The sequence below is a fragment of the Intestinibacillus sp. NTUH-41-i26 genome (assembly GCF_032769475.1).
Lineage (GTDB): Bacteria > Bacillota > Clostridia > Oscillospirales > Butyricicoccaceae > Agathobaculum > Agathobaculum ammoniilyticum.
Map to the genome: position 1 here is coordinate 1,737,527 of NZ_CP136477.1, position 25,198 is coordinate 1,762,724.

General features: G+C 58.8%; 36 protein-coding genes. 9 read left to right on the forward strand and 27 right to left on the reverse strand.

From position 1 onward, the window contains the following. Position 1 precedes the first annotated feature (1 nt). Genes RX717_RS08840 through RX717_RS08855 form a run of 4 tightly spaced genes read right to left on the reverse strand, consistent with a single transcriptional unit; the run spans position 2 to position 4,455 of the window. Entirely contained in the window at positions 2-1,927 is a 1,926-nt protein-coding gene (locus RX717_RS08840) for a hypothetical protein (protein ID WP_316960220.1), read from the reverse strand. Beyond that, positions 1,920-2,303, reverse strand: coding sequence for a hypothetical protein (locus tag RX717_RS08845; RefSeq protein ID WP_316960221.1), 384 nt, complete (start codon positions 2,301-2,303; stop codon positions 1,920-1,922). Before RX717_RS08845 ends, RX717_RS08840 begins: the two co-directional genes overlap by 8 nt. Positions 2,304-2,357: 54 nt before the next feature. After that, complete coding sequence (locus RX717_RS08850) at positions 2,358-3,428, reverse strand: chitobiase/beta-hexosaminidase C-terminal domain-containing protein (protein ID WP_316960222.1); 1,071 nt, start codon at positions 3,426-3,428, stop codon at positions 2,358-2,360. A 19-nt stretch (positions 3,429-3,447) separates the two neighbouring features. Further along, the gene (locus RX717_RS08855; protein WP_316960223.1) at positions 3,448-4,455 is read right to left on the reverse strand and encodes a hypothetical protein; all 1,008 of its coding nucleotides are present in this window, start codon (positions 4,453-4,455) and stop codon (positions 3,448-3,450) included. Positions 4,456-4,586: 131 nt separating this feature from the next. Here RX717_RS08855 and RX717_RS08860 point away from each other — a divergent pair, with 131 nt between their 5' ends. Together RX717_RS08860 and RX717_RS08865 are read left to right on the forward strand one after the other, a co-directional pair. Continuing rightward, positions 4,587-5,255: a BglII/BstYI family type II restriction endonuclease gene (locus RX717_RS08860; protein ID WP_316960224.1), complete on the forward strand. Its 669-nt coding sequence runs from the start codon at positions 4,587-4,589 to the stop codon at positions 5,253-5,255. Beyond that, on the forward strand, positions 5,248-5,904 hold the full coding sequence (locus tag RX717_RS08865; RefSeq protein WP_316960225.1) for an MT-A70 family methyltransferase: 657 nt from the start codon (positions 5,248-5,250) through the stop codon (positions 5,902-5,904). The genes RX717_RS08860 and RX717_RS08865 overlap by 8 nt, the downstream gene beginning before the upstream one ends. Before the next feature lie 49 nt (positions 5,905-5,953). Here RX717_RS08865 and RX717_RS08870 read toward each other — a convergent pair whose 3' ends face one another. The 21 genes from RX717_RS08870 to RX717_RS08970 form a co-directional block, all read right to left on the reverse strand. Next, positions 5,954-7,522, reverse strand: a complete 1,569-nt coding sequence (locus tag RX717_RS08870; protein ID WP_316960226.1) for a portal protein — start codon at positions 7,520-7,522, stop codon at positions 5,954-5,956. Between the two features lie 35 nt (positions 7,523-7,557). Further along, entirely contained in the window at positions 7,558-7,698 is a 141-nt protein-coding gene (locus RX717_RS08875) for a hypothetical protein (protein WP_316960227.1), read from the reverse strand. After that, on the reverse strand, positions 7,691-8,008 hold the full coding sequence (locus tag RX717_RS08880) for a hypothetical protein (protein ID WP_316960228.1): 318 nt from the start codon (positions 8,006-8,008) through the stop codon (positions 7,691-7,693). The genes RX717_RS08875 and RX717_RS08880 overlap by 8 nt, the downstream gene beginning before the upstream one ends. A 202-nt stretch (positions 8,009-8,210) precedes the next feature. Beyond that, positions 8,211-9,536: a phage terminase large subunit gene (locus tag RX717_RS08885; protein WP_316960229.1), complete on the reverse strand. Its 1,326-nt coding sequence runs from the start codon at positions 9,534-9,536 to the stop codon at positions 8,211-8,213. After that, a complete protein-coding gene (locus RX717_RS08890; RefSeq protein ID WP_316960230.1) occupies positions 9,533-10,075 on the reverse strand; it encodes a hypothetical protein in 543 nt (180 codons plus the stop codon). Before RX717_RS08890 ends, RX717_RS08885 begins: the two co-directional genes overlap by 4 nt. A gap of 408 nt (positions 10,076-10,483) precedes the next feature. After that, on the reverse strand, positions 10,484-11,095 hold the full coding sequence (locus RX717_RS08895) for a recombinase family protein (RefSeq protein ID WP_316960231.1): 612 nt from the start codon (positions 11,093-11,095) through the stop codon (positions 10,484-10,486). Positions 11,096-11,286: 191 nt separating this feature from the next. Then, positions 11,287-11,658 (reverse strand): hypothetical protein, encoded by a 372-nt coding sequence (locus tag RX717_RS08900; RefSeq protein WP_316960232.1) that lies wholly within the window; start codon positions 11,656-11,658, stop codon positions 11,287-11,289. A gap of 103 nt (positions 11,659-11,761) precedes the next feature. After that, positions 11,762-12,571 (reverse strand): rolling circle replication-associated protein, encoded by an 810-nt coding sequence (locus tag RX717_RS08905; protein WP_316960233.1) that lies wholly within the window; start codon positions 12,569-12,571, stop codon positions 11,762-11,764. 37 nt (positions 12,572-12,608) lie between these two features. Further along, complete coding sequence (locus tag RX717_RS08910) at positions 12,609-12,908, reverse strand: hypothetical protein (protein WP_316960234.1); 300 nt, start codon at positions 12,906-12,908, stop codon at positions 12,609-12,611. Further along, positions 12,877-13,299, reverse strand: coding sequence for a hypothetical protein (locus tag RX717_RS08915; protein ID WP_316960235.1), 423 nt, complete (start codon positions 13,297-13,299; stop codon positions 12,877-12,879). Before RX717_RS08915 ends, RX717_RS08910 begins: the two co-directional genes overlap by 32 nt. Next, positions 13,284-13,616 carry a hypothetical protein gene (locus RX717_RS08920; RefSeq protein ID WP_316960236.1) on the reverse strand — a complete coding sequence of 111 codons (333 nt, stop codon included), beginning with the start codon at positions 13,614-13,616 and terminating at the stop codon, positions 13,284-13,286. The genes RX717_RS08915 and RX717_RS08920 overlap by 16 nt, the downstream gene beginning before the upstream one ends. A gap of 94 nt (positions 13,617-13,710) precedes the next feature. Further along, the gene (locus RX717_RS08925; RefSeq protein ID WP_316960237.1) at positions 13,711-14,118 is read right to left on the reverse strand and encodes a hypothetical protein; all 408 of its coding nucleotides are present in this window, start codon (positions 14,116-14,118) and stop codon (positions 13,711-13,713) included. 128 nt (positions 14,119-14,246) lie between these two features. Next, complete coding sequence (locus RX717_RS08930) at positions 14,247-14,477, reverse strand: hypothetical protein (protein ID WP_316960238.1); 231 nt, start codon at positions 14,475-14,477, stop codon at positions 14,247-14,249. Continuing rightward, a complete protein-coding gene (locus RX717_RS08935) occupies positions 14,470-15,066 on the reverse strand; it encodes a hypothetical protein (protein WP_316960239.1) in 597 nt (198 codons plus the stop codon). Before RX717_RS08935 ends, RX717_RS08930 begins: the two co-directional genes overlap by 8 nt. After that, complete coding sequence (locus tag RX717_RS08940; RefSeq protein ID WP_316960240.1) at positions 15,063-15,941, reverse strand: phosphoadenosine phosphosulfate reductase family protein; 879 nt, start codon at positions 15,939-15,941, stop codon at positions 15,063-15,065. The genes RX717_RS08935 and RX717_RS08940 overlap by 4 nt, the downstream gene beginning before the upstream one ends. Before the next feature lie 139 nt (positions 15,942-16,080). After that, a complete protein-coding gene (locus RX717_RS08945; protein ID WP_316960241.1) occupies positions 16,081-16,626 on the reverse strand; it encodes a hypothetical protein in 546 nt (181 codons plus the stop codon). Then, complete coding sequence (locus RX717_RS08950) at positions 16,574-16,876, reverse strand: hypothetical protein (protein ID WP_316960242.1); 303 nt, start codon at positions 16,874-16,876, stop codon at positions 16,574-16,576. Before RX717_RS08950 ends, RX717_RS08945 begins: the two co-directional genes overlap by 53 nt. A gap of 34 nt (positions 16,877-16,910) precedes the next feature. Next, the gene (locus RX717_RS08955) at positions 16,911-17,156 is read right to left on the reverse strand and encodes a hypothetical protein (protein ID WP_316960243.1); all 246 of its coding nucleotides are present in this window, start codon (positions 17,154-17,156) and stop codon (positions 16,911-16,913) included. A gap of 13 nt (positions 17,157-17,169) precedes the next feature. After that, positions 17,170-17,505 carry a hypothetical protein gene (locus RX717_RS08960; protein WP_316960244.1) on the reverse strand — a complete coding sequence of 112 codons (336 nt, stop codon included), beginning with the start codon at positions 17,503-17,505 and terminating at the stop codon, positions 17,170-17,172. A gap of 13 nt (positions 17,506-17,518) precedes the next feature. Continuing rightward, complete coding sequence (locus RX717_RS08965) at positions 17,519-17,686, reverse strand: hypothetical protein (protein ID WP_316960245.1); 168 nt, start codon at positions 17,684-17,686, stop codon at positions 17,519-17,521. Between the two features lie 238 nt (positions 17,687-17,924). Further along, entirely contained in the window at positions 17,925-18,182 is a 258-nt protein-coding gene (locus tag RX717_RS08970; RefSeq protein ID WP_316960246.1) for a hypothetical protein, read from the reverse strand. Between the two features lie 230 nt (positions 18,183-18,412). Here RX717_RS08970 and RX717_RS08975 point away from each other — a divergent pair, with 230 nt between their 5' ends. Continuing rightward, the gene (locus RX717_RS08975) at positions 18,413-18,619 is read left to right on the forward strand and encodes a hypothetical protein (RefSeq protein ID WP_316960247.1); all 207 of its coding nucleotides are present in this window, start codon (positions 18,413-18,415) and stop codon (positions 18,617-18,619) included. A 183-nt stretch (positions 18,620-18,802) separates the two neighbouring features. On the opposite strand, the gene RX717_RS08980 is transcribed toward RX717_RS08975, so the two are convergent. Further along, positions 18,803-19,015, reverse strand: coding sequence for a helix-turn-helix transcriptional regulator (locus RX717_RS08980; protein WP_316960248.1), 213 nt, complete (start codon positions 19,013-19,015; stop codon positions 18,803-18,805). 109 nt (positions 19,016-19,124) lie between these two features. Between RX717_RS08980 and RX717_RS08985 the strand changes: the two genes are divergently transcribed. From RX717_RS08985 to RX717_RS09010, 6 genes are all read left to right on the forward strand, one after another. Then, positions 19,125-19,313 (forward strand): hypothetical protein, encoded by a 189-nt coding sequence (locus RX717_RS08985; RefSeq protein WP_316960249.1) that lies wholly within the window; start codon positions 19,125-19,127, stop codon positions 19,311-19,313. Positions 19,314-19,528: 215 nt separating this feature from the next. Continuing rightward, positions 19,529-19,921 (forward strand): helix-turn-helix domain-containing protein, encoded by a 393-nt coding sequence (locus RX717_RS08990; protein ID WP_316960250.1) that lies wholly within the window; start codon positions 19,529-19,531, stop codon positions 19,919-19,921. Between the two features lie 45 nt (positions 19,922-19,966). After that, positions 19,967-20,620 carry a stalk domain-containing protein gene (locus RX717_RS08995; RefSeq protein ID WP_316960251.1) on the forward strand — a complete coding sequence of 218 codons (654 nt, stop codon included), beginning with the start codon at positions 19,967-19,969 and terminating at the stop codon, positions 20,618-20,620. Between the two features lie 52 nt (positions 20,621-20,672). After that, positions 20,673-21,233, forward strand: a complete 561-nt coding sequence (locus RX717_RS09000; RefSeq protein WP_316960252.1) for a hypothetical protein — start codon at positions 20,673-20,675, stop codon at positions 21,231-21,233. Between the two features lie 72 nt (positions 21,234-21,305). After that, positions 21,306-22,676 carry an S-layer homology domain-containing protein gene (locus RX717_RS09005; RefSeq protein ID WP_316960253.1) on the forward strand — a complete coding sequence of 457 codons (1,371 nt, stop codon included), beginning with the start codon at positions 21,306-21,308 and terminating at the stop codon, positions 22,674-22,676. 168 nt (positions 22,677-22,844) lie between these two features. Continuing rightward, complete coding sequence (locus tag RX717_RS09010; RefSeq protein ID WP_316960254.1) at positions 22,845-23,888, forward strand: tyrosine-type recombinase/integrase; 1,044 nt, start codon at positions 22,845-22,847, stop codon at positions 23,886-23,888. 336 nt (positions 23,889-24,224) lie between these two features. Here the strand turns inward: RX717_RS09010 and RX717_RS09015 are convergent, their stop codons facing one another. Further along, positions 24,225-25,094, reverse strand: a complete 870-nt coding sequence (locus RX717_RS09015; RefSeq protein ID WP_159068217.1) for an NAD(P)H-hydrate dehydratase — start codon at positions 25,092-25,094, stop codon at positions 24,225-24,227. Positions 25,095-25,198: the final 104 nt, after the last annotated feature.

Below are 25,198 nucleotides of genomic sequence, written 5' to 3' on the forward strand. Positions count from 1 at the left end.
CCTATTTCTTCGCCTCCCCAGCCTCTTCATACCTCAGCTCGATCTCATACACGCCGAACCCCTCGTTTACCGCGTCCGAAATCAGAATAATCTGTATCAGCTTCCACTTTTTCTTCTTGATCAGCAGCGGTATCACCGTGTTTACGCTGGTGTTGAATGTGAACCGCGCGAAATCAATATCCTCAAAGGTCAGCCGGTCCGCCAGCAGCGTCTTGTACTGCTTGCCGGAATCCGTCTCCGTGCGTATCCATAGCTGGATTTTACTGCGCGCATAGCTTTTCAGGTGCAGGGCCGAGCCGCGCTTGGGCATGGTCTTGAGCATGGAAAGGTCGCCCATTGCGTCCAGCTTGGTCGCCCATTCCGCGTGTATCGCCGCGCCGTCGTCGTTGTAGGCCCGCATCAGCGTCTCATTCTCCGCCGTCACCAGATCGTCGTTGAATTTGCATATGCGGCCGTCCCGCGTCCCAAAATACAGCGTCTGCTCGTCCGCGCGCAGCACATGCGCGGGGATGCCCTCCCAGTAGTACCATTCATACCCGTTGTCCGCGCGGTCCTGGTTGCCGTCCGCCACATAGGCGCGCCCGTTCGGCAGCACCAGCACATACCAGCCGCGCCATACCGCGCTCACCGCCTCTGCCAGCCCGTTCTCCTTGCAAAGCCGCCGGTTCACGCGCCGCGACCGGCAGTAAAGCTGCCGCACCTGCATGTTGTTGTAATAGGTCGTCGTGGGCGCGTATACGCCGCGCGGGGAGAGATACAGCGGATCGTCGTTGAGGTTCGCCGCGGAAAAGCGCGCGGCCGCCCCATACCCCGGCACCCCCTCCTTGAGCGGGAACGCCGCCACATCGTTCACCATCGAGCCGGTGTGGTGCCAGATGGTACCCTCCTGACGGTTGTCCCTTTTGATGATCAGCAGCTCGCCCTGCGCCTTCACATAGCACATGATCGGGAAATCGCTCGACCCCACCATGCTGTAATTGATATCCGGAAAGTAGGTCGGGTCGTCCAGTCCGGAAAACCATTCGCTCGCGCCGTGCGCGCTGTTCCCGCTGACAAACACGCGGTTGGACGACCCATCCAGCCCGTAGATCGCAAAGATCGTACAGCCGAGTATCTTATTCCGGTCCTCCGTCGTCTTGGCGAATTTGATTTCCACGTTCGAGGTCCCCGCGTTTTCCGGCGCTTTGGGCGCGCTGGCAAACGTCACCGTTCCCTTTTCCGCGTCGTAGCTCTGTACCGTAATGCTTTCGCCGGTTATGAAGTAGCTCGCGGCCGGCGTCGCGCCCTCGTCAATATCCGTCACATCCAACTGATAGGTCGTGCTGCTCCCATCCCCAACGAAGCGGTTCTTGCGCCACTTGCACAGCATGTTCACGCTCTCGTAGGCCTCGCCGCCGCCCGTGGGCTTGCGCTGGTAGCTGGTCAGCGGGCAATAGGCGTCGTCGTCCGTCACCCGCTTCGCGGCCGTCCCGTCAAATACGATGTAGTCCGCGCCGGTCAGGATATACAGCTTGCCGTTCATGTAAAAGCCCTGGCTGCGCCCGCCGCTTTTCAGCCCGTCCAGCAGCTCGGTTCTGCTATCCTCGATATAGGCGTAGTCCGCGTCCAGTCGCAGCAGATACAGCCTTTCGCCCGCATGCACCAGAAAAGCGCGCCCCGCCGCCGCGCCCTGCGCCTGCGTTATCTCGCCCTCAAACGGGAAAACGCCGGAAACGCATGCGTTTTCCCCGAAGTCGTATACCGTCCGCCAGCCCCAGCGTCGTTCGGGCGCGCCGCCCTCGTCCGCGATCACGTTTACCGCGCGCGGCGAACGGCTGTCGTCGATCTGCGTCTCGTCGGTCGAGTAGTCCAGCCCGCGGAAGCGGCGGTAGTTCTTGGTCGCGCTGCGCGCGGTTGAAAAATCCGGCACTGTGATCGGTTTAGGCATCGTCCGCACGCTCCATGTCGCATACTGCCGGCGCCGCCTCTTCCAGCGCCTGCACAAATTTGTTGTACTCGATCACCATTTCAGCCTTTTTGTTGTTGTCGTCTCCCATAAAGCAGCTTGCCAGCCCGTGCGGCAGCGCGTTCCGCGTGATCCGGTCGTCCCAGTCAATTTCGGTGTCGTCCACCGCGCCGATCTCCGGCACGGTATCCAGCGCCGCGCGCCCCGCCTGCCGGCGGATCATGTTCTCATAGGGCAGCGCTTCCACCAGCAGCCGCTCCAGAAAGCGCGGCGCATACTTGTCGAAGTCGTCGTCCGTCCCCTTTTCTTCAAACAGGATCGCCGCCGCCAGCTCGAATATTTTCCGTACTGTCGCCATCGCGTATGCCTCCTTTGTCAATGGGCGGGCTGTCCGCCCGCCCATTTCCCCACTTTATTCGCCGTCGTCCGTGTCCTCGGCAATGTCCGAGGTAAACTTGCCCGCCGCGCCGTAGGCCACTGCGCGGATGGTCTGTCCGGCCGTGGTCGTCACCTTGCCGCCGGTCGCCACCATCTGGCGCGACTGCGAGAAACGCGGGTCGCTGCCGTCCAGCGTGTACCAGATCTCCTTCGCGTCAGCCGCCGTCACCGTGGCCTGGTGCGTGGCGATCGATACCGTGCAGGCCTGCTTGGTGCTGTTCGCAACCAGCGCATACACGCCCTTTGCCAGCGATCCGATCACAAAAGCGTCAAACAGGTTGCGCGCCTCGATCAGCGTGCCGGAAATGCCCTGCGGGCTTGTGTTCACCTTCAGCTCGGTGATCTTGTCCGCCTGCACCAGCGCGGACTTGTGCGCCGCGATGAAGTGGCAGCCCGCGGGCATCAGGTCGTCGGGGATCTCAATGATGCGGAAGGTCTTGCACTGGCCGACCTCGCCCTTGCGCACCGCGCTCACGGCGAGCTTTTCAATCTCGGTAAACTGCTTGCTCTCCGCGATCAGGCCGGTGAACGCCGCCGAGGCCCAAACCACACGGTTCTCCACCGGCACGCGGCCGTTGAGCAGCGCCGCACGCGCCTTTTCCAGCTCGGCCAGCGCGGTGTCCTTGGTGAGCTGCGCGCTCGCGCCCAGCTCGACCACCCTGCCGTTCTGCGCGAATACGTTCAGCGCATAGCGGTCCTCGAACGGGATCACGACCTCGCTGTTCTGGTTCTTCACCCATTCGCCGGTCGCCGCGCCGATCGTGCGGCTGCGGCTGTTGCCCAGGTCGATCGTGCCGGTGTAGCTCTTGTCCTGCTTCATCTGGTAGCGGTGTACGTTCGGGATCAGTTCCTTGGGGTCGCCGTAGCGCGCCGTACCCTCGCGCTGGTAGTCGTTCAGCGGTACGGTCGTCGGCACATATACCTGCACCGTGTCCACGCCGTTAAATTCCAGCTCCCCGTTGGTATGCGGCTTGACGAACGAATCGTGCAGCCACTGCTTTTCCATTTTGCCTGCGTATTTGCTTGCAAGGTTGTATACTGCCATTATTATTCCTCCTTAGCTGTCAAAACCGGAACGCGCTCATAAAGTCGGCCTCGAAGCCGCCGGGCGCGTCCCCGCCCGCCATGCTCCCCGCCGACTGCCGGCGGTTCCGCTCGTTTTTCTGTTCGATCTGGTTCTGCTGCCGCGCCTGCTCGGCCTGGCAGCGCCAGTGCGCCGCAACGGGCGTCATGCCCTCCTTCTGCACCAGCTCCAGCACGCGCGGCGGGATGTCCTTCGGCTCGTGTACGCCAGCGAGCTGCTCGTAGTCGTCCCAGCCCTGGATTTCCGCATTGCGCCGCGCCTCCTGCACCGCCTGCTCCGCGCGCTGGCGCGCCGCCGCAAGCTTCTGCTCCCGCTCGGCGCGCTGCTGCTGCTCGGCGGCATAACGGCCTGCAACGCGGCTTTTGGCGATCTCCTGCAGGGCCGCGTCCGGCGTACCCTCGGGGAACTCGCCGCGCGCCTTTTCCACCTCGGCGGCGATCTCCTGCTGCCGCTGCATATTCTCCAACTGGCTCAGGTACTGCGCGCGGTTCATCCCGCTCGCCGCTGCAAACTGGTCTAAAAGCCGCAGCTCCCGTTCGGCCTTGCTGTCGTAATTCATGCCCTTTTCGAGCAGTTCAACCGCGTTCCCGCCGACCGCCCTGCCGATCGCCTCTACCGCCTCGGCCGGCAGCATGATCTCGCGTCCGTTGAACTTCATCGGCACAAGCTGGGGCTGCTGCTCCTGCTGTGCTGCGGGCGGCTCCTGCCCGCCCGTGGGGTCGTTCTCCGGCTCTTCCGGCTGGCCCTCGGGCTGCTGGCTTCCCAGCCCTCCGTCCGCGCCTTCGTCCGTATCCTGCCCCGCGTCCTGCTGGCTTTCCAGTCCGCTTCCGGTCAGGGCGGCCTCGAAGTCGCTGCCGAAATCGCCGTCCATGTCCGCGCCGGTATCCGCGCCGGTATCCGCGCCGCCGTCCTCCGCGAAGAACTGCAGTCCGATCCGGCCGCGAAGCTCGCTTCCGCTCTCGTAATTGCTGGCTTTCCAATTACTCATAGCTGTGTACTTCCTTTCTCTATCGCAACGGCCGCTTAGCCGGTTGCTTCGTTTGTTTTTCTGTTGCCCTCCCCCGTCTTTTTGTGGTATTATATTACCGATAATACCATGAGGGAGGAATTTTTCTGCAATTGGAACAATACATAGATCCCGATCTTTTGAATCGATTTGAATTTCATAACTATGGACATGCTTTGGAGATCCTGCATGACGCATTTCCGGAAGAATGGGCAGAACTGCAGGATTGCCTGCGCAGGTTAAAGCTTTCTGCTCAGGACATTCGCAAAGCAGGCGGAAACGAATCTCCCATACCGAAAAAATTTGATGATGTGCTCTATCCCTACGGTTGGCGGGAAATCCGCATCAGCGGAGACCTGATCGTCAAAAAATATCCTCGCCAAACCGTTCAGCGCAGAGGGCGCTTTGCGGATGAACCATATGAGGTGGAAACCATTCTCGGCTATATCGACGGGCATAACATCGACTTTTTGAAAAACCGCGTGGCGTTCGATCTGGAGTGGAACAGTAAAGATCAAACCTTTGACCGCGACCTGCTTGCCATGCGTACCTATTTCGACTGCGGTTTAATTGACGTAGGCGTTATTGTCACCCGTTCTGAAGAATTAAACGATGTTTTCAAGGCACTTACCGACGAAACCGGCAAACCGCTGATGAAGAAATACGGCGCAAGCACAACTTGGATCGGTAAACTGACCTATCGCCTGGACTCCCGTCGCGGCGGCGGCTGTCCCGTTCTCGCTGTCGGCATAAGAAAGGGCTGCATACAAGACTATGGCTAATACAAAAACCAATCAAAACCTGATGCGGTTTGCAGGGGGGCAAAAATTCAATACCATCTATGCCGACCCGCCCTGGCAGTTTCAAAACCGCACCGGCAAAGTCGCACCGGAGCACAAGCGGCTCACGCGATACGAAACCATGACGCTCGATGATATCAAGGCGCTCCCCATCGCAGATATTGCGGGTGAAAAGGCGCATTTGTATCTATGGGTACCCAACGCCCTGCTTCCGGATGGTCTTGCCGTCATGGATGCATGGGGGTTCGAGTACAAGGCAAACATCATCTGGGAAAAAGTCCGCAAGGACGGCGGACCGGACGGCCGCGGCGTCGGCTTTTATTTCCGCAACGTAACGGAAATGCTGCTGTTCGGTATTCGCAAGAACAGCGCGCCCAACCGTACGCTTGCCCCCGCCCGCTCTCAAGTGAACATTGTCCGCTCTATGAAGCGCGAGCACAGCCGCAAACCGGATGAAATCATACCGATTATTGAGGCGTGTAGCGCCGCTCCCCGTATCGAATTATTTGCCCGCGGTCTACGGGATGGCTGGAACATGTGGGGAAATCAGGCGTCCGCCGATTACGAGCCTACTTGGAACACCTATGCCAACCACACTACTGCGCCGCGCGCCTGTTCTTCCGGCAATTAATTTTGCGCCCTGCCTTCTGGCGGGGCTCTTTTTATTGCGTTCTTGCCGGTCATGTCAAACCTCCCATTAACGCCTGCTGCTTCCGCACCCGCTCCACGGCGTCCATCAGCCCCGTTTTGTCTTTTATCATCCCGTCCGGCACGCGCCGCAGATACTCCAGCGCGTCAGGGATGATATGCGCGTTCATCAGGTTGTCGAGCGTCGCGGTCTGCAGCGTCTCCGCCCAATAGCTCGCCGCGCCGACGTTGATAGCGAGGTCAAGCGCGTCCACCGGCATCTGGGAAAAGTCGAACATCCGGACCTCCGTGGCCTCCCGCGTCTCTCCGGTCAGCCCGTCCGCCTGCTGCACCGTCACCTTTACCTGCCGTATCCCATAGTAAGCGTGCATCATGTCGATGATCACGCGCGTGTAGTCCTCTATCATCTGGTAGTAGGCCAGCCGCGTCAGGCTGAGCGGCGCGGCCGTCGCCTGCTGTACAGCTACGATCGCGCTCGTGTTGTCCGGATTCTTGATGTTGCCGAGCGCCGCGTCGTTCGCGCCCGCCACGTTCTTCACCGTGTCGAGCAGGCTTTGGGTGATCCCCGTCGCCTCGGTCGGGATGGGCATGCTGCCCGCCACGCCGGTCAGCGCCTGCGTCGGGTCGCCGCGCACGCCGATCGCCGTCGCCTCGGGCTTCCACCCGTCCGGAAATTTTGACGTATCGTATACCAGCTTGGGGAAGGCGTTGTTGTTGAGCTGATACGCGAGCGCCGTGTACTGCTTGTTCACGCTGATCTGCGCGTTGATCAGCTCCGCCACCTCCGGCACGCCGTGATAGCTGTTCTTGCGCGGCGACCAGCTCATATAGGCCAGCGGATACAGCGTCAGTCCGGTCTGCGTCTCCTTCTGCACCAGGGCCTGCCCGCAGGCCTTGCAGAACCGGACGCGGCCGTCCCCGCCCTTCCAGAAGCGGGTGAGCAGCGTGCCGTAGCTGTCGTTGTCCTGCAGCTCGTCGTCGCCCTTGTATTTGCCCTCGCTGTCGCCTGTGATCTCGTCCTCCGGCAGCCCGTTCCGCTTTGCCATCCGGCGGATCTGCGGAACCGGCAGCCGCTGCACGATGATGATGTAGGGCTGCGCCTGCACCCTGCGGCTCGCCGGATTGCCGAATATGACGTTCGTGTTCATCAGCGTTTCAGCGGCAATATCGCCCTCAACGCCCTCCATGCCGCTCTTCTGCTCCGCGTCCCACCAGAAGTAAAGCGCCACATCCCCGTCTATGTAAGCGTCCCGCAGCATTTCGCGGTGCTTGTCCTTGATCTTCTGCCGCTCCACCACGCGGTCTATCGCCTGCTCCAGCACCGTGGCCGTCTGCGTGGCCGCCTCGTCCGGCAAAAACGGCTCGATCTGCTGCGTCACATCGTCGGATACGATCTGCGCTACCTTGTAATTGGCGATCTGCCGGATGAAGTTCACCGTGATCGGCCGCGCCTGCTTCACCTTTAAGCCGTTCCACTGGTCGCCCTCGTAAAACCGCTCGCACTGCTTCACCGTCTCGTACAGCTCCAGCCCGTCGTTATACGCCTGCCCCTTTACATATTCCGCCTGCACTCTCTGCGGCGTGATTTCCTGTCGTTCCATCCGTTCTTCGCTCCTCCGTTCCCCGCACGCTAAAATCATGCCACCGGCATGATTTTACGGTTCGCTCGAAAATCGCTCACCGCCGCGCGAACTCGGCCTCGCGGGCGCTGCGCGCCATAAAAAGGCTCGGCCTCGCCCGCCAGGATGCTCTGCGGCGTGATCTCCTGCTTATCCATCCGTCAGATCCGCCTGCCCTTCCTCCGTGCCGTTAAAAGCGAAAATGTTTGCAAATTCCCGTGCCATGCCGTTGTTGTAACGGCTTGCACGCCGCAGCGTTTCAGCCGTCTGCATTGCCTCGCACAAGCGGTCCTCGCTTTCGCGCAGCGCTTTGGCCAGCCGGTCTGCGCGGCATATCTCCTCCGCGGCGCGCCTTTCCATGCTTTTCGCTGCTTCCTCAAAGGCTGCCGCCTGCCGCAGCGCGTCCCGCAGCCGCGCCAGCTCCGCCACACAGGCCGCCAAAAGCGCCAGGTCAATAATCCATAACATTCTCATGCTCCTCCATTCCCGCGCCGCAGCGCCATTTCATCCGGAAACGGTCCAGCCGTTTCCATCAAAACGCCCAGCTTTGCCGGGCGTTTTGATACCTCGGCCCAGCCGCCCTGGGCGGCGTCGTTCGGGTATCGGGGGCCGGTTTCATCCGGAACCGGCTCCCGTATATAGGGGGCTTTTGAAGCCCCCTATACTACCGTCAATAATCCATAACATCCGCAAATTCCTCCTCATATGTCCTGTATTCCTCATCCCGCATGCCCGGCACGCTTGCCGGCAGCGGGCAGCCGTCGCAGAAATACCGTAAAGCGTCCGGCGCGTGCGTCACCTCATGCGGCTCTGTCGCGCAGTCGTTCGGATGCTTCTCGTCGTGCTGCAGGGCGGGGAGCGTGCGGATCAGGTTCACGCAGGTGTCGAACATCCGCAGCCGCGGCCGCAGCTGCCCGAACTCGTCCGGCGCCGGCTCCAGCCGCCGCTTCAGCTCGTACCAGCCCGCGATCCTGCCGTTGGATACCTGATCCAGATACACGCCCTCCTCGGCGAAAATATCCGCCACGCTGCGGCCGGTTTCCTGCCGCCGGTTCCAGAGGTCCTTCGGCGCAAACCACGCCGTAATGTACTCGCCGCCGTTCGCCTCGCGCAGACGCTTCGCCGCCTGCGGGATAATCAGGTCCGGCTCGTACACCTCGCGGTATGCCACCGCATTGTCCGCCTCGTCCACCGCGATCCAGTAAGCCGCCAGCATGTCCAGACCGTAGTCGAGCGCCACATACCGCCGCCAGTAATCGGGTATCTCAAACGGCGCGCAAACGTGCGTCTCCCGCTTGAACTCGGTGAAATACTGCCCGACATAGTAATCCCAGTTACCGTCCCGCAGCGCGGTGTAAACGTCGTGCGGCAGGTTTTTCAGCCGTTCCTCGTACTCGGGGTCCGCCTCCATCAAAAAGGGGTTGTCCTCCAGCTTCGCCGGAATGAACAGGCGGCTTCCGCCCTCGCATTCATGCACCTGCATCGGCGCGCCGATGTCGATGAACCGGCTCTTCGCGTTCGCGTGTCCCACGCTCCCCGGGTTTGCCGTGCATTTGACGTGCTTGGGGAACCCGCTCGTGCCGCGCACACGGCTGATCATGTAGGTGTACTGGCTTTCCGTAAAGTGCGTCATTTCGTCAAAGCGGATCACGTCGTACTCGGCGGACTGGTACTGCGTCACATCGCCCTCGGTGGCGATGTAGCCCAGCTCGACGATGCTCCGCCCGATCCTCCAGACATGCCCGCTCGCGTTGTACCGTGCCAGCCGCGCAGGATACAGGCGCATGGTCTGCGGCACCATCGAGCGCTCCAGCTCTTTGTACGTCCGCCGCAGGATGAGCTGGCGGCTGCCCTGGTACCGCATCGCATACAGCAGCGCGTCCAGCGCCTGCACAAAGGTCTTGCCGCCGCCCGCCGCGCCGCCGTACAGCACCTCGAACGCCTCGGTCTCCATGAAAAGCCGCTGCTTGGGCGTGATGCTGTAATGCAGGTTCATGCGCTGTCCTCCCTCCCGCGCGCCGGATCGACCAGCGTCAACTGCACATGCAATTCAGGCGCGGCGTCCGGCGCATCCAGCAGCTGCGCTTCCAGCGCCTCCTGCCGTGCCGCGACCTCCCTGAGCGTTCCGGAAAGCTCGCGCAGGCCCACGCCGGAATAATCCGCAATGATCTCCTGCAGCCGCTGTACGTCCTTCGCCTCCAGCCCGATCACGCCGTCCCGCGCCGCTTTCCGCAGCACCTTCAGGCCCTCGTCCACGTCGCGGCACTCGCGCCCCGCGGCCGTAACCTTCCGGTCGAGCGCTCCGAGCGCCTTGTCCACGATCCGCCCGCACTTGCGGATGGAGGCGCGCCGCGTCTCGCGCCGGGCGGATACCGCGTCCTCGTCCGCGTCCCACTGGGTATGCACCCAGTCCGCCAGCGTCGATTTCGGTATCCGCAGCCGCACCGCCGCATTGGTGATCGAGACCCCGCTCGCCACCAGCGCGATCGCCTGCTCCTTGAACGCCGCGTCGTATTTGCTCCCCTGCTGCTTCACGCCGCTCCCTCCTTCCGCGTTTTTTCCTGAACCCCAGTATGACCGCACAGCCCGTACCCCAGGGCACCTTCTCTTGCCCCTGCGGGGCAATTCACCTTGTAGGCCGCCATCCTTATTCCCGCGCCGCGCGCGGTTCAAACGGGTGCAACGCACCGTGCGTTTTGCACTTCCCGTTTTCCTGCCTCCGATTATAACCGCACAAAACGCACAAAACGCACGACTTTCCAAAACCACAAAAAAGCGCCCGCGCACGGCCTGTACTGACCGCGCACGGGTGCCTGCCCATCGACTCGCTAAGAGCCGAAAAACCAAGCGCCCAAGCGCTTGGTTTTTCGGTTGCTCGCATGCTCTCCTCGCTGCGGCTCGGGAAGCGTTTGGGTTTCCTCCGGCAAAAAGCAAAGGCGCGGCTTACACCGCGCCCTGCTGCTCCTCCCGCACCAGTTTATAAAACGTCGTTTTCCGCATCCCCAACCGGTCCATCGCCTGTACCGCCGTGATCGATCCCCCGCGCCAGAGCGCAAGCACCTCCTCCCAGCCCTCCGGCCGTGCCGCCCGCGCCCTGCCCAGGTGCCTGCCCGCCGCCTTCGCCGCCGCGATCCCCTCGGCCTGCCGCTGGCGGATGGTCATGCGCTCCTGTTCCGCGATCATGCTGTATACCTCGATCAGAATGTTATTGATCATGTCCCCGATCAGCCGCTGCTCCTCCGGCCAGTCCGTCATGGTCGTAGGCAGGTCGATGATCTGCACCCTGATCTCCTGTTGCCGGTAGTATAGCAGCTCCGCCTTGATCGCCTCGGCATTGCGCCCGAGCCGGTCGAGCGATTTGACGATCAGCACATCCCCCGGCCGCAGCAGCCGCTCGCGCAGATACTGATACCCCGCGCGGTCAAAATCCTTGCCGCTCTCCTTGTCCGTGATGATGTCGCGCTCGTCCTCGATGTACTCCCGCAGCGCCGTCAGTTGACGGTCAAGGTTTTGTTCGCGCGTACTCACCCGCGCATACCCATATTTTTTTATCATCCTGCATCCTCCTGTCTTTTCCGTCCGTAAATATCCCCTGCCTGCCGCGCACGTCCGCAAAACGGAAAGCATACCTTTTCGAACGCCGCAGGCGGCAAAAAACCGGCGCGTCTGCGCCGTTCGTTATGGTGTACCTTTCCGCACGCTCTCAAACCGTGTGTCAACCGGATTTTCCAAATCCCGCAATTTTGTCAACCGGCGTGTTCCGCCAGATACCGCGCGCACAGCATCCGCGGCCCGCTGTCCGAGCGGTATCCCATCCTCCGCGCGATCTCGCCCCACGGAAGGCTGTCCAGGAACCGCAGCTTAAACGCGCGCCGCGTCAGGCTGTCCGGTATGCGCTCCACCCAGATCCGGATCTCCGCGACCTCGTCCTCCCGCCGTGCGCTCAGCTCCCGCACCCGCGTCTTTGCAGCCTCCAGATAGTCCATCCCGAACAGACAGCCCACGCCGCAGGTTTCCTCCACCCGTCTGGCGTGCCGCAGCTCCCGCGCCAGCCGCTCCTGCTCCTCGACCAGCTCCTGCACCAGTGAATCAAATTGCCGCAGTCTCTCCCGTGTCACCGTCCGCCCTCCATTCGTCCGAACCTGTCCGCCCGAAGCATGTCGGAATTGTTAGACCCCCTACAAGCCACAAAAACGGGGCCTCCCGTTATCCTTTCGCAACCTATTCCAGCCGGTACCGCCGCCGGCGCAATCTCTCCCACGGGTCGGGCGCAGCCCGTTTGCGCTGCCGTTCCCAATAGGCGTCAAACGCGCGCCGGTCATAAATCCGTCCCACCAGATACCGGTAATGCCCATATTCGTTCGTGTGCCGCGTATCCTCCACCACTTTCACGCCCGGCGGCGCCTCGCCCGCCGCGCTCTCGGGCAGGCGCAGCCGTACCGGCTCGTTCGGCGGCCTGAGGTTGCGGCTCGTGGAGTATTTGCGCGCCCCCTTTGCCGTCGGCTGGTCGAGCAGATAGCGCGCCGTGGACTCGTAGAAGTCGTCCCCGTCCCGCAGCGGCCGCACATCCACCGCGCCGTGCGGCCAGCAGGCCGCGATGCAGTCCCGCATCGCCTCCCACGCGCCCGCGCCCGCCGCCCCGTGCATCACCAGATGGTGGTGCAGGCGTACGTCGGTTTCCGCCTCGGGCAGCTCATGCGTGGAGGTCACGGCTATGTATCCATGCTCGACCCCGTGCTTTTCCAGCGCGCGCCGGACGCGCCGGTGGAAGCCCTCCAGCGCGCGCCCCTCGTTGGCGGGCAGCTCCCGATATGTCAGGCACACGAACAGGTCGCGCCCCGGCTCAAAATTCGCGTTGAGCAGCTGCATCAGCCGCCAGCGCTGCGCCCGCGCGTTGATCGCGCGCTTGGCCGCGTCCGTTTGCTGCCGCCTGCGCGCCCGCTGCCTGGGCGACTGCCCCGGCAAAAAGCCCGTCGTAAAAAGCGAAAGCTGGTAAAGCTGCCCGTTCGCCTCTTCCTTTTGTATTACCAAATCCCGTCGCCTCCAAAGCCGGATACAGCCGCCCCCATCAGGGGGCGGCTTTCCCATGCAGCTCCCGCCAGATCCGGCGGGCCTCCTTTTGTATGTGCGGCCAGTAGTCGCGCTCATAACGCCCATATCCGCATACGCTTACGGCGTAGTCGATAGCGGCCCACAGCGCGCGCACATCCAGCCCGCTCCGCGCGACGGAAAGGAAAAACGCGCGTTTTTCCCCGTCCGGCCTGTGCTGGACCGTATTTTCGTAGTAGCTTGCCGCAAGCGCGGCCACCTCCTCCGGCGTCGTGTAGGTTACCCTGTCAGCCGTCAGCCGCCTTGCCTTCGTCTCCATCCTTCCTTTCGCCTCCTTCCCGCCGTCCGGCTATCCGTTCGGCCTCCTCCACCATATCAAATAAATTGAACGTGTCGCGGCTTACCAGCTCGGTCTGCCCGTCCCTGCCTGTCCGCAGCACAAAATCCTCCGCGATCTTCCCGCTGTCCTTTTGCTTCTGCACAGTCTGCGCCGTCACCTCATGATGGAAAACCGGCTGTACCAGCCCGTGCATTTCTCCGTCCGCGTCCATTGGATAGCACGGCTGCAGCTCTACTGTGAGCTTTAACGTCACGCAGCCCTCGTCCATGTGCTGCTCCAGCATCCGGCGCAGCATCCCGCTCAGCCGCTGGTCGAAGTCCTCCACCACCGACGTAAACGTGTCCCCGGCCAAACTCAAACTGTATCGCATTGGGTTTCCTCCCCGATCCGCTGCAGCGTCCTGTCGATGCCTTCCATCCGCGCTACCTTGAAGTCAACCTCCAGCCCGAACAGCATGATCACCTGCTCGGCCACGTTCTGTACGTCCGCCAGCTCCGCCGCCAGATGCTCCAGCCGCGCCTGCAGGTCGATCCCCTTTCCTCCGTCCTCGCGGAAGGAAAGGCGCATCAGCACCTCGCTGGCCGCGCTCGTCGCCTCTCCCAGCTCCTCCACCAGCTTACAGACCTGTTTTTCCTCTCCGTAGTGCCGCGCAATCTGCATCAGCTTCTTTGCCCGTTTTGCGTTCATACCACCACCCCCTCACAGTCTGGATGATCGCCTCGCCCATTTTCTCCATTGATGTACCATCCATCCTTGTCAATGTGTGTTGCTCTCTCCATGCTTACCCCTCCTTTGGGCCGCGCCATTGCGGGAGACACTGTTTTGTCCCGCCCCTTACATAGCACTGGCCGTTTCTGCAGAATTGACAAGTGTCTAAATTATCACCGCGATAGGCCATAACGGTTTCCAGATCGCTTGCCGCCGTCCCCCTCTCCCGCTTCACCTGCTCCAGCTCGTCCCGCAACTTCTCGTTTTCGGTCTGGAGCGTGGCATTTTCTCGCATCAGATTGGCAATCGCATATATTCCTTGGTGTAGCGCGCCGGCCACCTCTGCGTTGATGTCTGTGCGGCTGTTATGGGAAAAGCTCAACTGTGGGAAATGCTCCGCGATGTCATAAAGGTGTTTAATCGTGGTTTCCGATGACCAACCAATCAGTTTTGCGTCGCTGCAAAGCTTCTCAATGTCCATCAGATGTCCTCCTCCACTGGCTGCTGGAGCCTCGGCGTTTGAAATAGCTTTCGGCCTATACGCTCCGCACGGCCACGTCAGCCCAGAGCCTGTCCGGCAGTCATCGTATTTTTTGCAGTTCTGACAGTTCATTCGTCCTCCTCTCCCTCCGGCTCATCCAGCGGCTCATAAAACGCGCAATGAGCCATGTTCCCCTCCCCGGCAACGGCACAAATATCTCCATCCATGTCAAACACCCGGGAGATATTCACATATTTCAGACTGCACCCAAAGCACGGGCTTCCATCCTTGTTTCGCCACTTCCGCAGAGGGCGCTTAGAGCGGTGTTTGCAGATCATAGAGCATATCAGGTCAGCCATAGCAATGCTCCTTTCCCTCCGGCGGACATATACCGCCCCACTGTTCGGCCATAGCCAGCGCAATTCCGCGAAATGTTCTGCTGCGCAATCTGGCGCGGTCTTTGCACGGCGGCATTCGCCATACACGCTGCTCTCTGCCTTTTACAATATTTGTTGGCTCCAGTTTCGGCAGCCCTTTCAGCCATAAACATGTTGCCTTTGTTTCTCCGTGGCCGTATTGCCAGGGTTGGATAATCTGGTCAGGTTTCCTCCAGGCAGTGCTCATAATGCCCACAGGATTTTCGATTGCAATTTTCGGACAGTCGGCAGTTGCAAACTGCATAAAAAATTCAATGGATTTCTGTTGTCGTCCGTCTGCCCGTTTCTCGGCAAAATATCTTGCACCACTCACAGCGAGATCAGTGCAGGGCGGGAAAGCCAGAATCATATCCCACTGCATTTTCAGCAGTTCCAGTGCATCGCATTGGAGATGCCATTCCGGATGCCCGCCGCTGCACGGCTCAATATCGCAGCTGTACGCCTCATGCCCCAGCGCCCGAAACGCCTTGCAGACCTCCTGCGATTCTTCGCATGCTACCAGTACTTTCATGCTTCTCCCTCAAATCCAATCTGCCCCGGCAGCACTCCGTCCTCCATCCACCAGTGGAACACATCCTTGCCGGTTGTTCCGATACGCCACGAACCGTCCAGCTTCCCGCGCACTGCGCGCATTTTCAGCATCCTGTCAAACGCGCGGATATAGGCTCGTTCAAATGTCGGGTATCGCGCAAATTCAAACTGCCTGCCTTTTTTCCCTGCCATCGGGCAGCCGACACAGCCAACGCGGTCAAATCCACACGCATACAGCGGATTCGTCTCGATGTGTTCGCTTCGGATGTAATCCCAAACGTCATTATCCGTCCAATCCACTATTGGATTGCAGACGCGTTTTGCCTGCAATTTGCAGTTTTCAAATAACTGACGTTTATCATCATTGTCATTGTTGATAATGATTTTCTTACTGAGATCGTGCGGCAGACTTTCGTAAATGCCGCGCTTATTTCGTCGGCTGGCGCTTTCCGCCCACCGCACGCCGGTTGTAATCATGCGGCCAGCCCCGCCGCCCTCTTTCAGCACCGAGCAGCAGTAGCGCATCAGGCGTGTCGGCGGCACGAGCTTCTGCGGGATCAGGCTCCACATCGTCACCGACGCACCTTTGTACGTCGGCCAATTGACCGTGCATTGGATTCCTTTGGCTTCCAGCCGCTGGACCGTGTCCCGCACATGGTACACGGTCTCCGGCGCGTCCGCGGTGGTGTGGTTGTGCTGCACCTCAAAGTTGATCCCTGCCGCCAGTGCGAGCGCGATGCACACATCCGAATCCTTACCCCCGCTGGTGGTTACGATCAGTGGTTTGCCGTAGTAGGTTTCGCTCATTTCCGCTGCCAGTTTCAGCCGCTCAATGGCTTTCTGTTCTTTGTCCATCCTTTTCTCCACTTTGATTCTCGTGCATGCTCTCAAGGTGACGTGATACCGGTCGGCGGCAATGATCTCTGCCTCCTGCTATACTACAGGTACAATAATCTTCATCCTCTTTTGGGCAGAGGCGGCTGACGGTCTTTTGTCAGCCGCCTCTGCCCTTTCTTCTTTCGCAGTATATCGCGTTCTCCGTCCGGCCCAGCGCGTCCGCGATCTGCCGCGTCGTACAGCCGCGCCGGAGCATGTCCCACATCCTGCGCCGCTCCTCCTGCGTCCAAAGCGGGGGCTTTCTCCTGTCCCGCAGCCCCTCCGCGTTCAGAATGATGCGTACCGTGCCGGCCGCGCGTCCGGTCCGTTCGGCAATACCCCGAACCGGCTCCCCCTGCTCCCACAGCCGGCATATTTCAGCCCGCTCCGCGCCGGTTACCGGACGGCGCGCGCCGCCCTTATATTGTATCCTTTCCTTTCTCCGCGCAGTTTCCCCGACCTCGGCCTGCTCCGCGCCGGTCAGCCTGATCGCGGGCGCGCACAGGTCCTCGTCCCGCAGCAGCCCGCGCGCGTCCCGCTTCGGCGTGCGCCGTGTCTCGCGGTAGCGGTACGTCCCGCCGAACAGGTCCGTACCGGAGATCTCCACCACTTCATACCGGCCCTGCGGATGCCGGTAGATCACTGTTTCTTTCTTTCGGTCCATATGTATCATCCCATCTGGCCGCCTGTATCGCGGCCTCCAGCTTGTCCTTTTCCGGCCATACGTCCTCCAGCCGTTCAAACGGGCGGCACACTGGGAAGCCCTCGCCGCCCCCGCCCATCGTGCCGACCAGATCGTACTCGATCTCGCCGAACAGCGTCCGCCGCACCTCCACCCGCAGGCGGTCGATGCGGACCGGCCGCAGCGCCGTCACCTGCGAAAACGGCCGTATCTCCAGCCCCTGAAACCTCATAGCATTCACCTCCGCGTCCCAGGCACGCATACGTTTACAGCTTGTCCAACTCCTGAAAGAACGCTGCCCGCCATGCGCTGCGCCGCGCGGCCTCGGCCTGCCGCCGCTCGTATTCGCGCAGCGCGGCCAGCTCCCGCAGGGCGGTAAACAGCCCACACCCGCAGCCCAGCAGGAGCATTGCGCAGGTGAGCCACGGACACCAGCCCGCGCCCCACATACCCACGGCCGCGCCCATCGCGCCGCCGCAGACATATGCGGCGGCCCTCCATGCCCGCTTCATCCTTTCCCCCTCCTCATTGGTACATCATCGCCCGCTCCTCGCGGACCGTGTCAATCAGCTTTCTTGCCATTTGGGTAAACTCGTCCAGCTTGCGCTCAAGGGTCTGTATATCCGCCTCGGGCATCACGCCGTGCTTGTAGCTGATCAGCCGATCCTTGTCGATCCGGTAGGTCCAGGTCCCAGTCCTCGGGTTCTGTACCGCCTCTCCGATCGGCAGCCGCCCCGCGCGCATGGAAAGCGCAACGCTCATTGCGTTCGGATACTGCTCTAAGTACTGGCTCGCGATCAACGGCGTCACCCGCTTCACCGCCCGTATCTCGTCGTCCGTCCATGTCCGTTTGTCCGCCATTCCGGCCACCTCCTCATTTGATGGTATGCTCGGCCGGGCTTGTCTCTTGCCTGTCCATCCCTGCGTTTTCCCGCCCGTTCTCCAGCGCGAGCCGCGCCTTGATTTTCAGGCTTTCCGGCGCGTCCGGCTCCGCCAGAAGCTGCGCCGGTGTCATGGACAGATAGTCTCTCAGTGGTTTCATGCTGTCACCCCTTCCTTGTCTTTCCTTTCCCTCCCTGCTACAATGGGTGCAGAAAGGATGTGTTTTTCAATGGATGTAAAAGAATACAAAAATCTGGTCATTTGTCCGCAGCATCCCTGGCGGAAGCTGACTGTTTACACCCGCGTAGCGATTGCTACCGACGGTAAGCCGGTCGCATTCTGCAACGGGTGTGATGAATGCAGCAACACAACCGATTGCCAAAAATGCCGGGCAGTTATCACGCAGATGTATATGCACGGCGAATCCTTTCCAACCGAGCCGTTTGCTCCACCGATACACCGTTTTGACGAAACAGGTCGAGCGCCAAAATAAGCCCTGTGATCAATTCCCTGCGGTATGCCTCGTTCCATTCCTGCATTTCTGCAAAAGGGGAAAACAGCGGCGCTCTCCTGTCCAGATCGAGTGCCGCCATTTCCAGCGCGCAATAGGCTCGTTCCATCGCCCCGCCCCCAGCGGGGCTTTTTTCGTTGCTCACACTTACACCGCCTTTCTCTCATCACCCCTTGCGGCGGGGCGGCATACGGAAACACAACCCTTAAAAGAGGAGGTTCAGCGTAACCAACCCGCTGAATAAATTCTCGCCATATGTTTCCGCCCCGGAAGGCGCCAACGAAACCTCTGCCGCCCCGCCGCAAGGGGTGATGTTCAATTCTTGTCTTTCCTTTCCCTCCCTGCTACAATGGGAGCAGAAAGGAGGTGTTTCTCATGGATCAAATCACTGTTAAGGTCTCCGACCTGTGCCATCTGGCAGAGCAGCTAAAGCAGGATGATATGCAGTATGTACGCCTCATGCTGCTCGAAGCCGAGGACGATATGCCTGCGTCGATTGCCATAACAGCAATCGAAAGCGCGTCCTCAGAATATCCCGTGGACTATGACGGCATCGACGCCGCCGAAAGCGTGGAAATCTAATCCTCCCAGCCTGCCGTTTTGACCCCTCGGCAGGCTGTCGCTTTGATTTTGTACGCCGCTTTCGGTTTCCCGCATAGCCTCTGCCACCGCCGCATCTGAACCAGGTCTATATGCAGCCTTTCGACCACCAGCCGCTGTTCCGCTGCGGTACCCCCGCTGATTTTGATTTTTATTTTCATCCCCTTACACCGCCTTCCCCTGTTCGTTCTCACGGGCGAAAAGATATTCCCACGGACAGCCGAGCTTTTCTGAAATCGCCTTAATTTCCGGTAATTTCGGTTCATTTCTGCCTTTTATCTTGTTGCGCATCCCGCTTTCGCTGATGCCGCAGGCTTCCGCAAGCTGCTTTGTAGTGACTTTTTGTCTGAACATCTCAAGCTCTAAATTTGGGTACATAATAAAACCTCTCCTTTCTTGTGTGTTCGATTTCTCTGTACATTGCTAAACCCTCTTGTTAAAATATTGTTGATACCCTATGTCTCGGCCTCCCAGAAAGGAGGTCATTATGACATTTTTCGATGACCCGATTCTCCCGCAGACCCCTAAAATGCAGGAATTATCAGATATAATCAAGCGGTCACACGAAACCGGACAAGATTATCAGGCAATAAAGCACCTGATAGATCAGTCCTCCCTTACTCTTGGGGAGAAAATGGCGCTTATCTGCGAACTGGATAAAAAGTTTACAGACTGATCTGCCTTTAGCACATTGAATTTGAAATAACCATTAGGGAGGCCGTAACATAGGTGTACGGTCTTTCGACCGCCAGAATCACCCCACAGGGTTATTCTGGTTATATGATAAGCGACATAGGGTTATTTGTCAATATTTTTTTACCCTGCATCGCTATTTTTTATTGCAATCGTCATTTTTTTATGCTATCGTATAAATAAAAGGGAGGTGAAACCTTGAATATCCTTGAAAAAATTGACTTCCTGATGAAGCAAAAAGGTATAAAAAACCGAGCAGAATTATCAGAACTTTCGGGGATACCCTATTCTACGATTACAGGATTTTACGCAAAAGGGTATGACAAAATGAAATTGTCGACCCTAAAAACACTTGCACGTTTTTTCGGTGTATCAACTGATTATCTCGGGCGCGATGAGATTACCGATCCTAATTACGGCTTTCCCGCTCCCAAAGCGCCCGCCCTCGCTCCCGACGAGCACCAGCTCCTCGACGACTACCGCACTTTCAACGACGAGGGTAAAGAAAAAATCCGCGACTATGTCGCGGATTTAAAGGACAACCCCAAATATAAAAAATGTTCTGAATCTCGCCTGGATAAAGAAGCGTAAGTAAAACACCGCCCCTCGGGCGGAAAATAAAAGGAGGGCATCCCCATGAAACAGAGAATCCCCGCTGTAATTCTGATGTTCGCGCTATTCCTGTCCACCTCATTTGCGGCAAACACTTACCGAAAGTCTATTGATGTCGAGTATGGTATCAAGGTTCTAATTGACAATGAGTATGTTAATATGACTGATGTTAACAGCAAAACTGTAGATCCTTTTGTATATGATGGTACTACTTATGTCCCAATCCGTGCTGTCGCCGAAAACTTAGGAGCAGATGTTTCTTATAATTCTGAATTAAATTGGGCGCAAATCAATGACACCAAATACGCTGAAAAATACCTATATTTCCTGCTGCAAGCATCTAATGCCGCTTCGGTAATTCAAAGCTATAATATGTCTTATTTAGCTATGTGGCTTGGTCATGTGGAGTTGCAAGGTCGTTTTTATGATGCTGCTTCCGGTTTGGTCGGCATTTCACATGATTTCAAATTAACTGATATTAACACAGAAAACCCATACTATTCCAAAGCACAGGAAATAGATCACATCCTTTCAACTATGCTCTCTGATTTTGCGGACTTGGAAGATGCATATTATAATTCCAATAAAGATACTTTTAATGACCTATATGACAAAATTCAAGACGGATACAATAAAATCACAGCATATTCTCTTGAAAGCCATGCATTAACATATTAGTCACACTTAGCCCCGCCTCCCGCGGGGCTTTCCCCTAAAAGGAGCTGACCCCATGAAAACCTACACCATTATTGCCGGCGTCAACGGCGCGGGCAAATCCAGCCTTACCGGCGTACTTCGGCAGGAAATGGACGACCTCGGCGTTATCATTGACGTAGATAAGCTCGCCGCCGCGAATGGCGGTAATAACATCCTCGCCGGCCGGCTCGCGGTCGCCCGCATCCGCGAATGCCTTGCGCGCGGCGTCTGCTTCACGCAGGAGACCACGCTCTCCGGCGCGCTCACGGCGCATACCGCGCGGCAGGCGCGCGACCGCGGCTACCGCGTCCGCATGTATTATGTCGGCCTGGACAGCGCGGAGGAAAGCCTTGCCCGTATTGCGAACCGTGTCCGCAAGGGCGGCCATGATATTCCGGCCGGGGATGTGCGCCGCCGCTTTGCGGGGCGTGTCCGCGCGCTCGCCTCCGTCCTGCCCTACTGCGACGAGGCGACCTTTTTCGATAACGATAACGGCTTTGCCGCCGTCGCCGAATACCGCAACGGCGTGATCGCCTGCTTTGACGGCGCGCCCCGCTGGGTGCGCGGGCTGGCCGAAGCCGTAAGCCAGCCATAAACGGGCTGATCTTCCATGCGCAACCCCATAAGCAACCGTTTTAAACGGTTCAAATAAAAAGGAGGTATCCCCATGCGAATCAAACAAAAACTTCTGGCAGCTTTTACCGCAGCGGCCTTGTGCCTGTCCCTGCTCCCCTGTGCCGGCGCCGCATATGAGGAGTATCTGCCCCATGTCACCGGATTTCGGGAAACCGAAACACTGATTGACAGCAGCACCTACAAATTTGCGGTTATCGATATCGACCGCACCGATACCAGAGATACGCCCGATGGCTTTGTTTCTTTCACCGCCCTCGGCGATCCGGAATACGCCGCTGCAAACGGTCTCGCCACCACTGCAAAAATGCTGAACGTTTCCAATCGGGAATTTGCGGAAAGCTACGCACCTCTTGTTGACAGCGCTGCCGTCGGCGATCAGCTCACCATTCCGGTCTGGGAGCTTGTCGCCGATTGGGATCTGTCGCGGCCGGAGCGTTTTGGCGGCGTCGTCGCGCAAAATGATTCCGGCTGCCGCATCAATGTCACGGTGGCGGATGAACTGCAAACTCCGGATAATATTTCGTTTACCGCTCGGGAAACCTGGTCTGGCGGTACCAGTTGGACGGCTGATTTTGGAAGCGGCTATGAAATCGGCACATATCTTTTGAAGCTTGATTTTGGTGATTACTATGTGTGGTTCAGCAGTTCGATTGCAAATAAAAACCAGTCTCTCGTCTTTGACGCCACAGCAGACCGCGCTTTCACCGGAAACGTGTCCGGTGCGGAGATCAGCTTCCGCCGCGTCCAGTATGACAGGATCAGCGCGGACGGAAAGACACTCTATCTGGATGTAACGCAGTGTGCCCCGTCGTCTTCCGATCCTGTCGTGACCGAGCCGGAAGAGCAGCCCTCCTCCTGGGCGCAGGAGGAAGTCAGCGCGGCGCGGCAGGAAGGGCTTATTCCGGAAGATCTGGACAGCCGCTTCGAGTCCAATATCACACGCGCGGAGTTTTGCCACCTTGCCGCCGCCCTGATGGAATCCAAAACCGGAAAAACACTGGACGCCATCCTTGCGGCCTCCGGCGCCTCCCCGCTCTCTTTCAGCGATACCACGGATGAAAAGGTCGAGGCCATGAGTGCGCTCGGCGTGGTCAACGGCGTGGGCAATAACCGTTTCGAGCCGGACTCGGATATCACGCGCGAGGAAGCGGCCGTCATGCTTTGGCGTCTGGCTCAGCAGCTTGACAGTGACGTTCAGCCCAACAGCGCACAGCTTACCTTCACTGATCATAGCAGTATCTCCTCCTGGGCGCAGGAAGCGGTTTCCGCTGTATCCGCCTGCGAAACCGGCGGAAACAAGATCATGAATGGAACAGGCAACAATCTGTTCTCCCCGCAGGAAACCTATACCAGGGAGCAGTCTATCGTGACCATGTTCCGGCTCAACAGCTATATTGTATAAGCCATCAGAAGAAAGGCTCTGGATACCGCCCGGAGCCTTTCTCACTTTCAAGGAGATTATCTCATGTCCTCTGAATACCGTATCTCCCGCGCCGCTCTGGAAGCGAAAGCACGCGGCAAAGGCGGGCTGGCCGAAGCCATCAACCAGCCATAAAGGAGCTGATCTTCCATGCGCAACCCCAACGGTTACGGCTGCGTCTATAAGCTGTCCGGCAAGCGGCGCAAGCCTTACGGCGTGCGGATCACCGTCGGCTGGGAGCTGGATGAAAACGGCCGCAGCCGGCAGTGCTACAAGCACCTCGGCACCTATGCAACCCAGGCCGAAGCGTTAAAGGCGCTGACTTCTTACCATAACGACCCGCATGCCGTTCCCAATTCCGCCACCTTTGAGCAGATTTATGCCCGCTGGTCCTCCGAAAAATTCCCGAAGATATCGGCAAGCGGCGTTTCCGGATATGAAAACGCCTTCGCCGCCTGCAAGGCGCTGTACAGAGTGAAATTTGTTGATCTCCGCAAAAGCCACATGCAGTCCGTCCTGGATAAGTGCAAGCTGGGATACCATTCACGCAGTAAAATCAAAACCCTGTTCAACCAGCTTTACAAATACGCGATGGAAAACGATATCGTCGGCAAGGATTACAGCAAATTTGTCACCCTTGGGCCAAATACGGAGGAAAGCACGCGCCGCCCCTTTACCGCTTCGGAAATCAATGCGCTTTGGGAGCGTGTCGGCGATGTTCCAGGCGTAGACCTGATCCTGATTTTGATTTATACCGGCTGGCGCATCGGCGAGCTGCTGCGCATGCAGACGAAAGACGTTGACCTGTCCGAGTGGACGATGCGCGGCGGGTCCAAGACCGCCGCCGGCAAGAACCGTCTCGTTCCGATCAATACCAGGATCCGGCCGCTTATTGCCGCGCGCTATGACGCCTCGAAAAAATATCTGATCCGTCGGCCGGATGCACCCGACAAGCCGGTTACTCATGCGCATTTTACCGAATATATGTTTTCCCCCGCTTTGGAGCGCTGCGGGATACCCCATCATGTGCCGCACGATTGCCGCCATACCTGTGCAACCCTGCTCGACAACGCAGGCGCAAACCGTATTTCTATCAAGCGTATTCTCGGCCACGCCTCCACCGATGTTACCGAGGCCGTATATACACATAAGGATATCGATGAACTGCGCCGCGCGATCGAGCTTCTTTGTTAATCGTTTTGTCTATTGTACGTCGTATTGTTTGTCTATTGTTTTTCCATCCACCCAATTTTATCCTCACAAATTATATAGAAAAAATCCCTGTAAACGCAACATTTACAGGGATTTTCGCAACTTTATTTATATTAAATTTTCAAGAACCTATTATAATTATAATCCATCTCATATTCCAGCACAGAATCCTCTAAATCGGATAAAACTTTGATATGCGCCTCAAATCCCGTCAGCGCGCTGAAATATTCGCGCACACTTTCCCCATCCGCCGCGGGCGCGCCGCAGCCGGAAAGCAGGCACAGGGCCAGCGCGGCCGCACATAGCCTTTGTTTCAGATCACCACTCCCTCGTATTATACCGTTTGAGCAAATCGGGCAGGAAGTGCAGCAAATCGCCCGGCGTCATGCCGTACTCAGAGCGCGCGTTGGCCGCCATGTCCCCGGCGCGTCCATGCAGCCAAGCCGCCGCACAGGCGGCGTCCACAGGATCCAGCCCTTGTCCGCACAGGGAGACCAGCATACCCGCAAGCACATCCCCGCTGCCCCCTTTCGCCATGCCGGGATTCCCCGAATGGTTCCGGTACAGTCTGCCATCCGGCGCCGCGATCAGCGTGCGGTGTCCCTTGTACAGCAGTATGCAGCCCATCTTACGGGCGAACAGCGTCAGCTCGCCCTGCTGCGGATTTTCCAGGCCGGACAGACGGGCGAATTCCCCCGCGTGCGGCGTAAGGATGACCGGCTGTGCCGCCTGCCGCAGTATATCCTTATGCGCGGTCAGCGCATTTATACCATCCGCGTCCAAAACAATCTGACATTTTGCATTTTCGATCAATGTCACGACAATTTCCGCGACCGCGTAAGACCGCCCCAGACCGCAGCCGATCAGCAACGCGTCTGCCTTTTCCGCGAGCGACAGCAACGCCGGCAGCGCCTCGCGCGACAGCATCCCATCCGCACCGCACGGCATCGGCCGGACGACCGGTTCATTGAGCTTCACCGCGAGCACGGGCCAAGCGCGCTCCGGTGTCGCCAGCGTCACCACGCCGCTTCCCATGCGCACCGCTCCCTGCGCGGCAAAATAAGCCGCTCCGGTATATCCCGCACAGCCGCAGACGCACAGCACGCGGCCAAAGTCATTCTTGTTCGCCTCCGCAGCCCGCTCCGGTATGATGCGGTCCACATAGCTCTGATCAAGTTCTGTCATCATTTTGTAAGGCTCCTTCATCCCGCTCCTGCGGGTATGGTCATAATTTTGTCTTCCGGATCCGCAATATCCCTTTGTTTATGAAAAAACGGACTCCCTGCTATCCA

Excerpts from the sequence above, each read along its gene's own strand:
- RX717_RS08915 (WP_316960235.1), bottom strand. The coding sequence starts at position 13,299 with ATGCGATACAGTTTGAGTTTGGCCGGGGACACGTTTACGTCGGTGGTG.
- RX717_RS08910 (WP_316960234.1), bottom strand. The coding sequence starts at position 12,908 with ATGGAGACGAAGGCAAGGCGGCTGACGGCTGACAGGGTAACCTACACG.
- RX717_RS08895 (WP_316960231.1), bottom strand. The coding sequence starts at position 11,095 with ATGATAAAAAAATATGGGTATGCGCGGGTGAGTACGCGCGAACAAAAC.
- RX717_RS08850 (WP_316960222.1), bottom strand. The coding sequence starts at position 3,428 with ATGGCAGTATACAACCTTGCAAGCAAATACGCAGGCAAAATGGAAAAG.
- RX717_RS08840 (WP_316960220.1), bottom strand. The coding sequence starts at position 1,927 with ATGCCTAAACCGATCACAGTGCCGGATTTTTCAACCGCGCGCAGCGCG.
- RX717_RS08945 (WP_316960241.1), bottom strand. The coding sequence starts at position 16,626 with ATGGACCGAAAGAAAGAAACAGTGATCTACCGGCATCCGCAGGGCCGG.
- RX717_RS09005 (WP_316960253.1), top strand. The coding sequence starts at position 21,306 with ATGCGAATCAAACAAAAACTTCTGGCAGCTTTTACCGCAGCGGCCTTG.
- RX717_RS08855 (WP_316960223.1), bottom strand. The coding sequence starts at position 4,455 with ATGAGTAATTGGAAAGCCAGCAATTACGAGAGCGGAAGCGAGCTTCGC.
- RX717_RS08845 (WP_316960221.1), bottom strand. The coding sequence starts at position 2,303 with ATGGCGACAGTACGGAAAATATTCGAGCTGGCGGCGGCGATCCTGTTT.
- RX717_RS08880 (WP_316960228.1), bottom strand. The coding sequence starts at position 8,008 with ATGTTATGGATTATTGACCTGGCGCTTTTGGCGGCCTGTGTGGCGGAG.
- RX717_RS08865 (WP_316960225.1), top strand. The coding sequence starts at position 5,248 with ATGGCTAATACAAAAACCAATCAAAACCTGATGCGGTTTGCAGGGGGG.
- RX717_RS09000 (WP_316960252.1), top strand. The coding sequence starts at position 20,673 with ATGAAAACCTACACCATTATTGCCGGCGTCAACGGCGCGGGCAAATCC.
- RX717_RS08940 (WP_316960240.1), bottom strand. The coding sequence starts at position 15,941 with ATGGACAAAGAACAGAAAGCCATTGAGCGGCTGAAACTGGCAGCGGAA.
- RX717_RS08995 (WP_316960251.1), top strand. The coding sequence starts at position 19,967 with ATGAAACAGAGAATCCCCGCTGTAATTCTGATGTTCGCGCTATTCCTG.
- RX717_RS08885 (WP_316960229.1), bottom strand. The coding sequence starts at position 9,536 with ATGAACCTGCATTACAGCATCACGCCCAAGCAGCGGCTTTTCATGGAG.
- RX717_RS08875 (WP_316960227.1), bottom strand. The coding sequence starts at position 7,698 with ATGGATAAGCAGGAGATCACGCCGCAGAGCATCCTGGCGGGCGAGGCC.
- RX717_RS08960 (WP_316960244.1), bottom strand. The coding sequence starts at position 17,505 with ATGGCGGACAAACGGACATGGACGGACGACGAGATACGGGCGGTGAAG.
- RX717_RS08870 (WP_316960226.1), bottom strand. The coding sequence starts at position 7,522 with ATGGAACGACAGGAAATCACGCCGCAGAGAGTGCAGGCGGAATATGTA.
- RX717_RS08920 (WP_316960236.1), bottom strand. The coding sequence starts at position 13,616 with ATGAACGCAAAACGGGCAAAGAAGCTGATGCAGATTGCGCGGCACTAC.
- RX717_RS08975 (WP_316960247.1), top strand. The coding sequence starts at position 18,413 with ATGGATCAAATCACTGTTAAGGTCTCCGACCTGTGCCATCTGGCAGAG.
- RX717_RS09010 (WP_316960254.1), top strand. The coding sequence starts at position 22,845 with ATGCGCAACCCCAACGGTTACGGCTGCGTCTATAAGCTGTCCGGCAAG.
- RX717_RS08980 (WP_316960248.1), bottom strand. The coding sequence starts at position 19,015 with ATGTACCCAAATTTAGAGCTTGAGATGTTCAGACAAAAAGTCACTACA.
- RX717_RS08985 (WP_316960249.1), top strand. The coding sequence starts at position 19,125 with ATGACATTTTTCGATGACCCGATTCTCCCGCAGACCCCTAAAATGCAG.
- RX717_RS09015 (WP_159068217.1), bottom strand. The coding sequence starts at position 25,094 with ATGATGACAGAACTTGATCAGAGCTATGTGGACCGCATCATACCGGAG.
- RX717_RS08935 (WP_316960239.1), bottom strand. The coding sequence starts at position 15,066 with ATGAAAGTACTGGTAGCATGCGAAGAATCGCAGGAGGTCTGCAAGGCG.
- RX717_RS08925 (WP_316960237.1), bottom strand. The coding sequence starts at position 14,118 with ATGGACATTGAGAAGCTTTGCAGCGACGCAAAACTGATTGGTTGGTCA.
- RX717_RS08950 (WP_316960242.1), bottom strand. The coding sequence starts at position 16,876 with ATGAGGTTTCAGGGGCTGGAGATACGGCCGTTTTCGCAGGTGACGGCG.
- RX717_RS08930 (WP_316960238.1), bottom strand. The coding sequence starts at position 14,477 with ATGGCTGACCTGATATGCTCTATGATCTGCAAACACCGCTCTAAGCGC.
- RX717_RS08965 (WP_316960245.1), bottom strand. The coding sequence starts at position 17,686 with ATGAAACCACTGAGAGACTATCTGTCCATGACACCGGCGCAGCTTCTG.
- RX717_RS08955 (WP_316960243.1), bottom strand. The coding sequence starts at position 17,156 with ATGAAGCGGGCATGGAGGGCCGCCGCATATGTCTGCGGCGGCGCGATG.